Annotated in this window: 15 protein-coding genes and 1 tRNA gene; 8 read left to right on the plus strand and 8 right to left on the minus strand. The window is 35.5% G+C overall.

The window, feature by feature from the left end; translation table 11 throughout:
- Window positions 1-29 precede the first annotated feature (29 nt).
- The 3 genes from VCM44_RS02560 to VCM44_RS02570 form a co-directional block, all read right to left on the minus strand.
- A complete protein-coding gene (locus VCM44_RS02560) occupies window positions 30-1436 on the minus strand; it encodes a methyl-accepting chemotaxis protein (RefSeq protein ID WP_334677922.1) in 1407 nt (468 codons plus the stop codon).
- A 3-nt stretch (window positions 1437-1439) separates the two neighbouring features.
- A complete protein-coding gene (locus VCM44_RS02565; RefSeq protein ID WP_120405512.1) occupies window positions 1440-2024 on the minus strand; it encodes a DUF6436 domain-containing protein in 585 nt (194 codons plus the stop codon).
- A 113-nt stretch (window positions 2025-2137) separates the two neighbouring features.
- Window positions 2138-3718, minus strand: a complete 1581-nt coding sequence (locus VCM44_RS02570) for a GMC oxidoreductase (protein WP_334677923.1) — start codon at window positions 3716-3718, stop codon at window positions 2138-2140.
- Window positions 3719-3907: 189 nt separating this feature from the next.
- On the opposite strand from VCM44_RS02570, the gene VCM44_RS02575 reads away from it, so the two are divergent.
- On the plus strand, window positions 3908-4189 hold the full coding sequence (locus tag VCM44_RS02575; RefSeq protein WP_114705752.1) for a hypothetical protein: 282 nt from the start codon (window positions 3908-3910) through the stop codon (window positions 4187-4189).
- Window positions 4190-4870: 681 nt separating this feature from the next.
- On the opposite strand, the gene VCM44_RS02580 is transcribed toward VCM44_RS02575, so the two are convergent.
- A tRNA-Ile gene (locus VCM44_RS02580) sits at window positions 4871-4947 on the minus strand.
- Between the two features lie 133 nt (window positions 4948-5080).
- On the opposite strand from VCM44_RS02580, the gene dapF reads away from it, so the two are divergent.
- Genes dapF through VCM44_RS02600 form a run of 4 tightly spaced genes read left to right on the plus strand, consistent with a single transcriptional unit; the run spans window position 5081 to window position 7565 of the window.
- Window positions 5081-5869, plus strand: a complete 789-nt coding sequence (gene dapF, locus VCM44_RS02585; protein ID WP_334677924.1) for a diaminopimelate epimerase — start codon at window positions 5081-5083, stop codon at window positions 5867-5869.
- On the plus strand, window positions 5862-6251 hold the full coding sequence (locus tag VCM44_RS02590) for a hypothetical protein (protein WP_114705749.1): 390 nt from the start codon (window positions 5862-5864) through the stop codon (window positions 6249-6251). Before dapF ends, VCM44_RS02590 begins: the two co-directional genes overlap by 8 nt.
- Window positions 6251-7033 (plus strand): TlyA family RNA methyltransferase, encoded by a 783-nt coding sequence (locus VCM44_RS02595; protein WP_334677925.1) that lies wholly within the window; start codon window positions 6251-6253, stop codon window positions 7031-7033. Before VCM44_RS02590 ends, VCM44_RS02595 begins: the two co-directional genes overlap by 1 nt.
- 1 nt (window position 7034) lies before the next feature.
- Complete coding sequence (locus VCM44_RS02600; protein WP_334677926.1) at window positions 7035-7565, plus strand: TIGR00730 family Rossman fold protein; 531 nt, start codon at window positions 7035-7037, stop codon at window positions 7563-7565.
- A gap of 17 nt (window positions 7566-7582) precedes the next feature.
- On the opposite strand, the gene VCM44_RS02605 is transcribed toward VCM44_RS02600, so the two are convergent.
- The gene (locus VCM44_RS02605) at window positions 7583-8413 is read right to left on the minus strand and encodes a hypothetical protein (RefSeq protein ID WP_334677927.1); all 831 of its coding nucleotides are present in this window, start codon (window positions 8411-8413) and stop codon (window positions 7583-7585) included.
- A 200-nt stretch (window positions 8414-8613) separates the two neighbouring features.
- Here VCM44_RS02605 and VCM44_RS02610 point away from each other — a divergent pair, with 200 nt between their 5' ends.
- Together VCM44_RS02610 and VCM44_RS02615 are read left to right on the plus strand one after the other, a co-directional pair.
- A complete protein-coding gene (locus VCM44_RS02610) occupies window positions 8614-9411 on the plus strand; it encodes a biosynthetic peptidoglycan transglycosylase (RefSeq protein ID WP_114705745.1) in 798 nt (265 codons plus the stop codon).
- Window positions 9392-10006 (plus strand): hypothetical protein, encoded by a 615-nt coding sequence (locus VCM44_RS02615; RefSeq protein WP_334677928.1) that lies wholly within the window; start codon window positions 9392-9394, stop codon window positions 10004-10006. The genes VCM44_RS02610 and VCM44_RS02615 overlap by 20 nt, the downstream gene beginning before the upstream one ends.
- Here the strand turns inward: VCM44_RS02615 and VCM44_RS02620 are convergent.
- The 3 genes from VCM44_RS02620 to VCM44_RS02630 all read right to left on the minus strand — a co-directional run bounded on the left by VCM44_RS02620 (window position 9988) and on the right by VCM44_RS02630 (window position 12883).
- Window positions 9988-10560 carry a hypothetical protein gene (locus VCM44_RS02620; protein ID WP_114705743.1) on the minus strand — a complete coding sequence of 191 codons (573 nt, stop codon included), beginning with the start codon at window positions 10558-10560 and terminating at the stop codon, window positions 9988-9990. The genes VCM44_RS02615 and VCM44_RS02620 overlap by 19 nt on opposite strands.
- A 71-nt stretch (window positions 10561-10631) precedes the next feature.
- Complete coding sequence (locus tag VCM44_RS02625) at window positions 10632-10976, minus strand: hypothetical protein (RefSeq protein WP_120405505.1); 345 nt, start codon at window positions 10974-10976, stop codon at window positions 10632-10634.
- A 317-nt stretch (window positions 10977-11293) separates the two neighbouring features.
- Window positions 11294-12883 carry a methyl-accepting chemotaxis protein gene (locus tag VCM44_RS02630; RefSeq protein WP_114705741.1) on the minus strand — a complete coding sequence of 530 codons (1590 nt, stop codon included), beginning with the start codon at window positions 12881-12883 and terminating at the stop codon, window positions 11294-11296.
- A gap of 148 nt (window positions 12884-13031) precedes the next feature.
- On the opposite strand from VCM44_RS02630, the gene VCM44_RS02635 reads away from it, so the two are divergent.
- Window positions 13032-13220, plus strand: coding sequence for a DUF1232 domain-containing protein (locus VCM44_RS02635; protein WP_334677929.1), 189 nt, complete (start codon window positions 13032-13034; stop codon window positions 13218-13220).
- The last annotated feature ends 26 nt before the right edge of the window (window positions 13221-13246 follow it).

Here is a 13246-nt window from a genome sequence, read left to right on the forward strand (position 1 = left end):
GCGATATATTAGATTTTTAATGATAGAGATTATGCAACCTTCATGATTTTACTTTGAATATGATTCAACTTCTTTGATTCACCTTCAAGCTTGTCTGTAATGTCAGCTACGGTTTTAATTTGAACCAGTGACTCACTACTTGATTCGTTGATATTATGTAGTGCTTCTGAAAGCTCCTTAATACCAATATCTTGCTGGTCAGCAGCAGATGAGATTTCTTTCAAAGATACTTCTTGCTCTGTTGAGTTCTTTTCAACTTCATAAAATGATGAAGTAAGCTTCTTATTTATATCCTGCCAAAATTCAAATGAATCAGTAATTTCTTGTTGAAAGCTTGTAAGCTTTTGTGCAACTGACTCCACGGAGTTATTTAACTGCTCTTTACTTGTGTTTACAATATCATTGATTTCAACAGCTGCTGCTCCTGAAGTTGAAGCGAGTTTTCCAATTTCTTCAGCAACGACAGAAAATCCTTTCCCATGCTCTCCTGCTCTGGCCGCCTCTACTGAAGCGTTAAATGATAAGAGCTTTGTTTGAAAAACGATATCATTAATTAATGTCGTTTTCTCACTAATTGTATTTACGGATTCAACAACTGAATTAAGTTGTGTTGAAGAAGTCTCTTGCAGATCTTTCATATTTTCCACTAGAGATGTTAATGAATTAATAAATCGTTCACCTTCACCAATTGCTTGTGAACTTTCACCCATTGATGTTTTTGATTCATTCATTATCGAGATGACTCGTTCAATCTGATTTTTTGTACTCTCAACCATTTGTGAAATTTGTGTTGCTGTTGCTGAAATTTGAGTAATGGCCGAAGAGTTATTCTGCGAGTTACCAAGTAGTTGATGACAAGACTGACTTGAAACTTTTGAAGCGCTATCAATACTACTTACAAGAGGTCTAATCTCATTATTAATTTGTTCTTGAAGTTCAAGGACATTATTGAAACGATAAGCTAGAAATGTACATGCAATTGCTTCAACAACTACAAAAGCCGCATGAATTGCCACAATCCCTAAACTTGCTTCGTAGTTAAAAATACTACTAGGTAGAAGAAAGTAAAAAGCAACATGGTGTACTGCTGCTGTTAATGCTGCAGCAACGATTGTTAATGGAGTTGCTAAAACACTTAAAATACCAATGGCAACAAATATATGAAAGTGCCATTCAATCATACCTTTTCCAAGATGGATCATAACACCAGATAGTGCAATATAAGTGAAGCCCATTAAGATCGCAGCTACTTTTGTATTCTTTAATAGGTATTGCACACCTAATTGTCCAGCACCTAATAGAATTGGGCCAAGTATCGCAATACTGTATTGTGTATCAAAGAACCAGGCCATAACCATAAAAATTGGAATATGTGCAAAGATAGCGATATTTGTATACTTTAAAACTTTACTTAAATTTGATTCGTAAACACTCACTTTCTACTCCTGATACTTCAATCCCAGTGGATCCAGTAGCTTTTGATACTTCTTGCTAACTGCACATCCTATAACTGGCATCGATGCTATTTTTCGTTTTTTATCAATATTATTTAAAAAGCTTTGAATATTAATTTTTGTAAATGGTGTAATGGATTTATCTGAGTAACCACCAACATATTGTGTTTCTAAGTTATTATCGTAAATAACGAGAAGGGGAACCCCCTTAATCATATCTGCTTTTTCAGCATCAAGTTTCTTAGTTTCAATTAATTGAACCTTATAACCCTTGGCCTTTAAGTTCTTTTCAAACTCGAGCTCATTATCATCGATAATAATTGCTAATTCATTTTCTAACGGCTTTCTACTTAATAAGTGTTTATAAACTTGCTGAGAGCAACTACAGGCCGGCGTAATAAAGTGAGCTACACCATGACCTTCTTTAATTTTTGGTAGGAGATTCTTGAATTCAACTTGCTTATTTTTTTCTGGGCCAAGGTCTGCATAATGCCACGAATGCAGTATTGTGATCACAGCCGATACTGCAATTACCCAAGAAGCAATGAGAAATACGTGGAATTTCTTCATGCTTACTTTTTCGGAGTATTTGTTTATAAACTTAATTAATTCAGTGGTTTATATTTAGTTTTTAGATTTTATCTGTATTTTTAGTTACTTGGCTCATCTTTTTTCATCAATTATTATTTATTTTTTTCAGCAATTTTACTCATGCCATATTCAGTTATGGCCGTAATTGATAATGATGGATTCACTCCTGGATTTGCAGAAATCATTGAGCCATCAAAGACATACATATTCTCATAATTGAAAACTTTATTGTCCTTATCAATGACTCCTTCCTTCTCGCTTTCTCCCATACAGGCTCCACCTAAAATATGAGCGGTTGAAGGAATACCTGTTAGTGTTTCAGTAAACATCACCATTGGTTTTCCATCAATGATCTTACAATACTTCTTGGCCATTTCATGTGCTGTCTTAATAAAGGCGGTAGGAGCTTCTCCTTCCGAAAGAAGTGTTTTTAATCCGAAAAATCCTTTTCGAAATTTTAAGGTACTATCTAAGTGCTGCATAAAAAGGTGAATATTAGTCTGCTTTGCAAAGTCTTTTACTGTTAAGATGCGAAGCCACTTAATAGGATTCTTTAGAGGTTCGATAATGAGCTTTAACATTCTTAAAAAGAAGTTTGGTTCAGAGATCATTGGAACCATTAAGACACGCCAGAAGCCAGAACCTTTTCCATAGCGTGTCGGTTCAAGGTGAGAGTGCTCGTCGATATCTATTATCGAACCAATAGCAACTCCTTTAGTCATATCGATATTTCGCTTATAAGTTGTATTTAAGATAAGTGCTTCGTTGTTTGTTCTAATGGTATCTCCAAGTGCAGGAGATAATTTAGGAAGAGACTTCTTTTTTAAATCAAGTAGTAAGTTAATTGTCCCAAGAACACCAGCACTGAATATAACTCCCTTACTTTTAAAAGTCCTTGTTTTACCAAAGTACTTTGTTGATTCCTTAACCGTTATAGAATAACCAGTACGGCCCGATTCACCATCTAAAGGTGTGACATCAATTACTTTATTCTCAGCAAGAATATCTACCCCAAGCTTACGTGCAAGATAGAGATAATTCTTATCTAAAGTATTCTTGGCATTGTAGCGACAACCAGTCATACAAGCACCACAGGCTATACATCCGGAGCGAGTTGGTCCTTTACCATCAAAGTAAGGATCAGCAACTTCAATACCTTCCTTTCCTTTCTCGCCAAAATAGACAGATACCTTTGTTGCATCAAAGTGATCTTCTCTTCCAATTTCTTTTGCTAGTTGTTTTAATGTAAAGTCAGCATCACCATGATGTTTTGTTTTCTCTGCTCCAAGCATCTTCCATGCAAGATCATAATAAGGGGACAACTCTTCTTCCCAATTATTTAAATTCTTCCAAGGTCCATGCTCAAAGAATTGGGACTTCGGTTTAGGAAGTGTATTTGCATAAACAAGAGATCCACCTCCAACACCAACACCACTTAAGACCGATACATGTCTAAAGAAAGTAAGTTGCTGAATTCCAAAAAACTTCAACTGAGGTAGCCACATCCATTTAGGTAGATTCCAATTTGTCTTAGGAAATTTTGAAGTATCACCATAATCCTTTCCCTTTTCAATAACGAGAACGCTATAGCCTTTTTCTGCAAGCCTAAGTGCAGAGACAGAGCCACCAAAACCTGAGCCTACAATAATATAATCGTAAGAATCCTTGATCATAACTACCTAAATTTCATTGTTAATATCCACTTATTCTAACACGTCATTTTCTAGTAATTAAAGTCTTAACTAATTTTGTGACCTCATAAGCTATTGTAATTAAATAACTTAATTCACTTAAATATATCTAGTGGACGTAAGAATTGGCCGAGCCTATGTTATAATAGATGAAAAGATTTGGGGGAAATTATGAAATATACAATTTTGGCCTTGGCCTTAACTTTGGTTTCATCATCAGTTTTTTCAAAAGGTAGACCTCTACTAAGATGTCCTAAAAAAGATAATAAGGCCCTTGTTTGTCATGTGCCTCCAGGAAATCCTTCAAATGCTAAAGAGATCTTTATTGGTAAAGATGCTGTTGAAGATCATCTGGCCCACGGTGACTACACTGGCTATTGTAAAGACACAAATTACGAAGCAAAGAAAGAGATGTGTGGAATTTGTGATGCGGATATTGATCCGAATTGTTAGTGTTCATAAAAAGAAGGGCGATCACTCGCCCTTCCCCGAATTAGAACTTGCTCAGTATAATCAATAGATTAAGTAAGCAAATTACTAACTCTAGTAGCAATAAAAAATCCTCCATGATTTCTCCCTATGGATGCTCGTCATTGAGCAGGAGAAAGGACTTTTTATTGAAACTTTATTCGTGTTATAATTCTTCTATCCCTTCCCCGAGTAAGGGCTCTATTAGCAATAGAAATCAGCCTCTGTTAGTCAGGGGCTTTTTTGTATGCAAAAAGTTAAAATTTTTCGATTGTTATAAGGCTTTAAAAATATTGAGTTAAGTTTTCTGCAGGTTAAGAGTTTTATATGTTGATGCATAGATGGATGTGACTTAAGGAAAGCTAGCGAAGCGCGGCTTTCCGGTATACAAGACTTGCGGTCGTGAACTCTCTAGTCGAAACACATCTTTTTACTTGGTAGATTCGACATAAAAATATGCCTTCGGGTGGTCCCTGCGTTTAAGAATATATCATGCTGTGCGAGGGGCACTCTCTCGCTCACTTCGTGTTCGCTCGTCAGTGATGCTCGGCTTCAAATGCCATCGTGGCATTTGCCGCCTCAACAACTTGTTCCATGATCAAAATTTGAAAATCTTGAATATCGCACAAATAAAAAAAGCCCCGGCAGATGCCGAGGCTTTTTTTATGGTGGGACATACAAGACTTGAACTTGTGACCACCCGGTTATGAGCCGGGGGCTCTAACCAACTGAGCTAATGTCCCATAAGTTGGTAATTTGAAATATAAATTTAACTAAGAATTGGTAATCTGGCTACAAAATTTTGATACATGGCGGTGGTGCGATGTGTAATTGGCGATAGTAGTCAAATTTATTAAATAATGAAATGATATTCCCATGACAAATTTCAGTAAATACAGCTCTAATGGAAATGACTTTATCGTCATCGATAACCGTGATGGAAAGCAGGATGTTCACAATATAGAAAAGTGGCAAAGGCTTTGTCAGCGCAACTTTGGAATCGGTGCAGACGGAGTAGTCTTCTTAGAGAGCTCTGATGAATACGACTTTCATATGCGTTATCTTAATGCTGATGGTGGGGAAGTTAGTATGTGTGGAAACGCCACACGAGCTATTACAGATTTTTACCGTCGAGTTACTGATGCCCATAATTCTGATTTCACATTTACAACTAAGAGCGGTGTTTATTCATCAGGACTTGATGGAGATGTAATTTGGGTTCATATGGCCACTATCAAAGATGAAGACCTTTATGATATTTCTGGGAAATATGAAGAGGCCATTGACTCAATGTATGTAAATACAGGTGTCGAGCATTGCGTATTTATGGTCTACGACGCTCAAGAAGTTGACGTCGAAACAATAGGAAAGCGTATTCGCTATGATAAAGACTTTCCAGAGGGAGTGAACTCAAACTTCATTCACAAAATAGACGATGGAGAGTACCGAATTCGTACTTATGAAAGAGGTGTTGAGGGTGAGACCTTTGCTTGCGGTACAGGTAATGTCGCGGCCGCTTGTATGCTTTGGGATAAAGGCCATGAACATAGTGATGAAATAGAATTTCAAACAAATGGTGGTATACTATTTGTCAAAAGAGCAGCGGAGATGATCTATCTTGGCGGTCAAACAAAGCTAATTTATACAGGTGAATTCCATGATTAAAAAACTCATTTTATGCCTTCTGTTAAGTTTAAGTGCATATGCCACAATCTTTGTAGAAGTGGTAATGACTCATGAAAAAGACTTCGAGGGACAAACCATTCTTATGAGTGAGCTTCATTTTGTTGAAAATATACAACCAGATAAAATGAGTCGATTTGTTATGAAGAGTAAAATTGATCTCTTACTTTCAGGTACATTCATTGATGATGAAACAACTTATGGCCCAGGCTCACTTGTTGAAATCGAGGGAAGAGTACTCTCTAAAACACTTTCAAAAAGTTTTAAACTTGATCTTAAGCTAGGCCACGAAGGTAGTGTTATCTTTAATGAGCCAGAACTTGGTCAAAAAACGAAAATAAAGATAAAACCAGTTGTTCACTAATGTCCGATTCAAATTTAGAAAGACTCGATAAGAAATTAGCAGATTTAGGACTTGTTTCCACAAGATCAAAAGCACAGCAAATTATTGCAAACGGAAGGGTTCGTGTTGCAGGAAAGATTATTACCAAAGCATCTTATAAAGTCGCTGATGAAGAAATCGAAATAATTGATGATGTCAAAGAAGTCGGGCGTGGCTTTCATAAATTAGCAGGGGCTTTTGAGCATTTTAATGTTGATGTAAAAGATAAAGTCGTAGCGGATGTGGGAGCAAGCACTGGCGGATTTACTCAATTTTGCCTCGGCCTTGGAGCAAGGAAAGTCTTTGCTATAGACGTTGGGCATGGACAACTTGATCCATCTCTTAATAGTGATGAAAGAGTTGTTAATTTAGAGGGGACAAATATTCGTGAATTAAATGGGCTAGAAGAGAAGGTTGATCTATGTGTCGCTGATCTGTCATTTATTTCACTGAATTTAATTTGGAATAACCTTGTTGCTATCAGTAAGAATAATGCTGAAATGATTCTTCTTTTTAAACCACAGTTTGAAGTGGGACGAGAGGGCATTGGTAAGAAGGGACTTGTTAAAGGACGCGAATACGTCATTCGTGCACTAGAAGAAATGAAAATACAATGTGAGGCAATAGGTCTTAAGATTAAAGGTTTTAAGCCTTGTGTGATTAAAGGACGAAAGAGTGGAAATCAGGAGTATTTCTTATACTTAGATAAAAGCTCTAGCGAGAGTCTCACATTAGAAGAGTTAATTAAAGAAGTTGGAGAATAGAATGAGAGTATGTGTATTTTGTGGATCATCAAGTGGAAAGAGTAAAGTCTATTTAGAGCAGGCAACTGATCTGGGGGAAAAGCTTGTCGGAAATGGCCACTACCTTGTTTACGGTGGAGCCTCAATTGGTGTGATGGGAAAAATCGCTGATACTATGCTTGCAAAAGATGGACACGTTATAGGTGTAATGCCTAAGTCACTTATTGATTGGGAAGTCGGACATCAAGGTTTAACCGAGTTTATTGAAGTAGAAACAATGCATACACGTAAAGAGAAGATGTATGAATTATCGGATTGCTTTGTGACATACCCAGGAGGCTTTGGAACTCTTGATGAGCTATTTGAGATAACTACTTGGGCCCAGCTTCAATATCACAAAAAGCCAATTTACTTGGTTAATGTTAATGGTTATTTTGATCACTTAATTAAGCATATTGAACTTTCTGTAGCAGAAGGGTTTGTTTCAAAAGAGCATTATGAATTAATTACTGTTGTGAATTCAAATGAAGAATTAATGGAGAGGATCAATTAAGATCCTCTCAGAATATTTTAGTCTTGTAGAATAATATAAATATTTGGTTCATCAACTTCGATAGTATTACTTTCGAAGCGCTCTAGTTCTTTAAAGATTGTACGACGTACGTTAAAGAATCCGGCCTTTGCCTTTTCAATTTTTATATTGATAATTTTATTATCTAAATCGTATGAAGAGCGGCCCTCGAATTTAACTTTTACACCCTTAGAAATATTTCCTTTAAGGTGTCCATTAAATTTACCATTTCGAATATTAAGACTGATCCCATCGATCTCAACAGCATCACCAAGTGTTTCATACTCATTTGTTACATTATAGAAACTTCTTTCATCACTTTTAAAATAGGCCTTATCCACATTTAGTGTTAGATAGTTGAAGCAGTTTTGAAGAAGTTGTTCATATTCACTTCCTTCGCGTTCTCTTTTTTGGCATTGAATTCTTGAGTTTGTAAGTGTCGTTCTAAACCCTTCTCCGGTGGCATTAATATTTGTTAGGCCCAGTGAAAGGTCAGCATTTCCATTTGTATAATTAATATTATCAAGATCAATCTTATTGGCATCCCTGATTGGAAGAGAAGATAAATCGAGCTCAAAGGCTTCATTTTCTACTCGAAACATTAGGATTCCATTATAGTTTTCAACTTCAAGTTTTGGATTTATAAAATCACCAAAGCCTTCAATTGAAACTTCTTTTGCGCTTCCGTCACCTTGAGGTGAAGTATATAGAGCATTTAATTGAGTTATTCTACCTATAGGGAAAGAGGCTTCCTCTTGGGCAAATGTTTGTGTGGTGGCGAATATGAGGCAGCAAGATGCCGTCATCATTTTTAATGATTTTGTAAACATGTCAACTCCGTTTGTATGTGTAGCAATAAACGAATCGGGTGTTGTGGAGTGCATGCGTAATTAATTAAGGTGATTTTATCGATGTCGGTAAATAATGCCGATTTAGCAGGCTAAGTTATTAATAATATGAACGAGATCAGTAGGGAAGATGTCTATACTGGACTATTCAAGTAAAGTAAAAACATGCTATATTGCGTCTAATGCTTAAGAAAATGATTCTACTATTCATCCTTGTAGGAGGGCTTCTCAGTGGTTACCTCTTTACGCAAGTACCAGTTTTAAATATTAATAAACTGGCAAATAGCTACGTCAAAAATGAATATAGGAATGAGTCAATTCATTACCGTATCGTTCACAAGAGACCTCGCAAGTGGGCAAGTCTTAAGGCCTTACCAAAGCATGTTTACTATGCTTTTATTGTTAGTGAGGATTGGTCCTTCTATAACCATCAAGGAGTTGATCTAAGGCAAATTTACATGGCCATCAAGGATCATTTAAATGGAGAGAAGTTAAGAGGGGCAAGTACGATCTCACAACAGCTGATAAAGAATCTCTATACAAAGAGTGAAAGAAGCCTGCAAAGAAAAGTATTTGAACTCTTTTCGACAATGTATTTAGAGAATCGTTTAACAAAAGATAAGATCCTAGAAACTTATTTAAATATCATTGAATTTGGAGAAGGACTTTACGGTATCACTGAGGCCAGTTGGTTTTACTTTAAAAAACGACCAGATGATCTAAATCCAAAAGAGGCTGCATTTCTAGCAATGTTGCTTCCAAATCCCAAAGTATACTCTCAATCTTTTCGCGATAAAGAGTTAACAGAGTTTGCTAATAAAATTGTAAATTCAATCTTGAATAAATTGAAAGTCGTAAAAGTAATCACGCCTGAAGAGTTAGATGATTACCGAGATTCAAATCTTTCATTTGAGAAAACAAAAGTACAGTCCGTAAAAAATAAGAAGCAGATATTAGAAGATGAATTCTTTGAACTTTAAAGATCTATTAAAAAATGTCTATTCAGATGTTGGCCTAGCAGAAGCTAAGACAAGACGTGCTCTTCTATCTGAGCAAATGTATGATAATGAAAAAAAAGGTCTTGATTGCATGAATTGTACTGGGCGCTGTTGTACATACGAAGCGAATTCAATGCAGATGACATCGATTGAAGCACTTGAGGCCATGGCAGCTCTAGAAGAAAAAGATCTACTGAATCAAGAAACAAGAAGACGATTAGAGGACTGCATATCTGAATTCAGGCTGGATAAATATATTCAAATAGGAGCTGGAGAGTTTTTTAGAAAGTCTTATACATGTCCTTTTTATTTTTATCCAAGTTTTGGATGTGGCCTAGGTGTAGATCATAAGCCTTATGGTTGTATTGCTTTCAATCCATGTGAGCCGGGACAAAGCGAAGGTGGAAATTGTCAAAGTGATTTAGATATTCAAGAAAAGCGAAACCTTCAATTTGAAGAAAGTGAAGATCTCGCTGATAAGTATCTTTTTGAAAAGTTTGATATTTCACCTTTGAAAGAGCCAATTCCAATTAAGCTCTTAGAGATTTGGCGAAAAGTTTATTCAGAAAAGTTATAACGAAGACCTAAGACCATCGTTTTTACAGTAAATTCAGTATCGTGAGTAATATCTAAATCTGATCCCGAACTATAGTGATATCCACCATAGACGTAAAAACGCTTACTCATTGGTACTTCTATATCCATTCCAAGTGTCCAGAGAATATAGTTTGTATCTGAAGGAGCTTGAGGGTTGCTATATTCCCTTGATACATACTTAAATCCAAAAAGTGGTTGAAACCACCAAAGCTTAAATCCAGTCGTTCCCATGACACCACTTTCTTTTAGATCAGTTTTAATTGTACTAGATTCTAATTTATAAGATTCATTACTATAGGTATTTTGATAATAAGATATTTTTGTTAAAAGCCAGTCTGTCTCTTCTGAGATTCCAATGTGAAAGCCTGTCCCGTCAGTTGTATAAGGTTCAAGGTCTGTATCACTGCCACCAAATAAATCGATGATTGTGACATCTTCTTCATACTTAGGCATCTGTGCACCAGCAACAATTCCATATTTAGCTGCACAAGATGTTAGAAAAACTAAAATAAATAATGGTAAAAAAACTTTCATATCTCTCCCTTAAATAATTAACTAAAATTATTTTAGTTCTTATTTGATTTTATTTAAGAGAGAAAAAACTTCTATAGGTTCTTTGAAATTAGATCTTCGAGAGGTTGAGGTAGAACGGCATTTGGAACTTTCATAATAATATGTCCGCCTTCTTTGTTTTGAAACTTTCCAAAACTATCATCAAATCGAAACTCCGCATTTTTAAATTTACGAACATTGATCTCATTACCATTGACCTGGTCGACGAATGCAGACTCAAACTCAAGTTTTTCTAAAGAAAGTTCCTCATTAAAAACAAAGAACCACTGATAGAGTTCTTCTTTTTTTGCATCATCACCAAGGTCTGTTCTCTTTGTTTCAATGACAGAGACATTTTCATTCATAAAATAATAGAGAGTTTCAAATTTCTTATCCATAAAAATATTTTACGTGGATTTCTTCATAAGCGCAAAAAAGATATGAATTCAGATTTATATGGCCGAAGGAGTGTAGGGTTGTTCAAAGAATGTATATAAGAAAGAATTGCTATAAAAAGAAAGAAGAAATGAATTTTAAGTAATGGACACTCCATCCAGCCAATATAAATATCTGAATCTGAAATTATCTTAGCATAAATGTAGACAGTGTCAAATAAAAGTTTGAATATTGAAACAGTTGTTTCTGTGTATTTACAACCCTTTAATTATTGGTGTGAAGAGAGGTGAGCACTGGGCCCACCTCTAGAATATAAAAATTATGCTGCTCTGTTTCCGCTTACAAGTTCGATAACTGACTTAACTACAAGATCAAGGTTATTGGCCTGGTTTTTTAGATTTGAAGCTTCTTTTGATGCCTCTTGTGCCGAGTTGTTATTTTGTAGTGTCGTTTCATCAATGAGGCGAATAGCATTTGTGATTTCGTTTACACCTTGAGTTTGTTCGCTACAAGCGTGAGCAATTTCTGTAATCTTGCCATTCACATTTTGTACGTTGAAGACGATTTTATCGAGTACGTCTTTACATTCACTTGCTTTTTTACGTCCTGCCTCAACTGTTTTACCACTATTATTGATTACATCTTGAACCATATTAGTTGTTTGAGATACGATTGTTTCGACGTTTTTAATAGACTCATCAATAAGAACTTTAATTTCATCTGATGCTTTACCAGACATTGAAGCTAGTGATCCAATTTCTTCTGCAACAACAGCAAAGCCTTTACCACTTTCACCTGATCGTGCCGCCTCTACAGAAGCATTGAATGAAAGTAGCTTTGTTTGAAAGACAATATCGTTAATGATTTGAGTTTTAGTTTCAATCTCTTTAATAATGTTTAGGATCTCTTGAATCTGATGGTTACTATTTTCCATCTTCTTCATTGCATCAGTATTATTTTCAGAGATATTTTCGATGGCCATAAGCATTTCATCGATTGTTTGCTTACCATTTTGAACTTCTCTTTCTGATAGTTCTCCTGATTTTTTTGACTCTTCTGCAAACTCTGTATTTCTACGAATCATAGATGAGATTTCATCAACTGAAGCAACTGTCTCCTGAAGAGATGCTGCTTGTTCATTAGTAGCAGCTGAAAGTTGCGTCGAAGTATTTAATGTTGTTGTTGAGCCGCGGGCAACAAATTGAGAAGTTTCTTTTAGTTTGTTGGCCATTAAAAGAAGAGGTGTTGATACTCCCGTTTTTAAAACAAAGGTAAAGATTGCGGCAATGATTAATAAACCAATAATCCCAAACGAAGCCTGTTTTAGAAAGACACTAAAAATATAGTTATTAACGTCTTCAACATAAATACCTGTTCCTAAAACCCATCCCCATGGCTTGAATAATTCAACATAAGAATATTTTTCAACAAATTTATTCTTATCAGTCTTACTATTCCAAATATAGTTAATAAAACCTTTATCTTGCTTCTTAACAAGGGCAACAACATCGTTAAATAATGGCTTTCCTGCTTTGTCTTTAAAGTCAGCGACACTCTTACCTTGGAGTGACTTACTAGGGTGAATAATCATATTAGGATGCAGGTCATTTACCCAGAGATAATCATCGTGATCACGACCGTAGCGAATACTGGAAATATAGTGTTTACTAATACTCTTGGCTTCATCAATTGAATATTCACCTTTTTGAACTTTCTCATTCATTGACTCGAGAAACTTCATTGTCGTTGTGGTTACATCTTCAATTTGGTGACGTTTTTCTTTAAGTAGCGCATCCTTTGTTGAAACATAAGAGTATGCGATAAAGATAGAGGTGAAGATAAAAAATGGAATAAGTGCCATGAGTAAAATCTTTGCATTTAAGCTAAGACTTTTTAAAAATGCTTTCATAATTCTCCTAAGATTGTTGCTTTATTCGATTCTTGGATTTTATTCGGAACTTTAATTATCTGAGATAAGCGATTCAACGAATCTTACTTAGAGTATTTTTGACACTTATGTATAATAAAAATAATTTAATTCTAACTAGCGTGGTTTTATGAACAAGTTAATTACTAAGAAAATACTCCCATTAATTGGAATCGTTATAGGAGTGATTTATATCCTAAACCCAACGGCCGGTGTGATTGAGATTATCCCTGATAACCTCCCTTATATCGGAAACCTTGATGAGGCTGGCGCTGTCTTGTTAATTATTAGCTGTTTAAAACAAATACGAAGTAAATAGTTTTTCTTTTTCTCGGTGGTTATTTT

It is taken from the genome of Halobacteriovorax sp. DPLXC-1 (genome assembly GCF_036903125.1).
GTDB lineage: Bacteria > Bdellovibrionota > Bacteriovoracia > Bacteriovoracales > Bacteriovoracaceae > Halobacteriovorax_A > Halobacteriovorax_A vibrionivorans.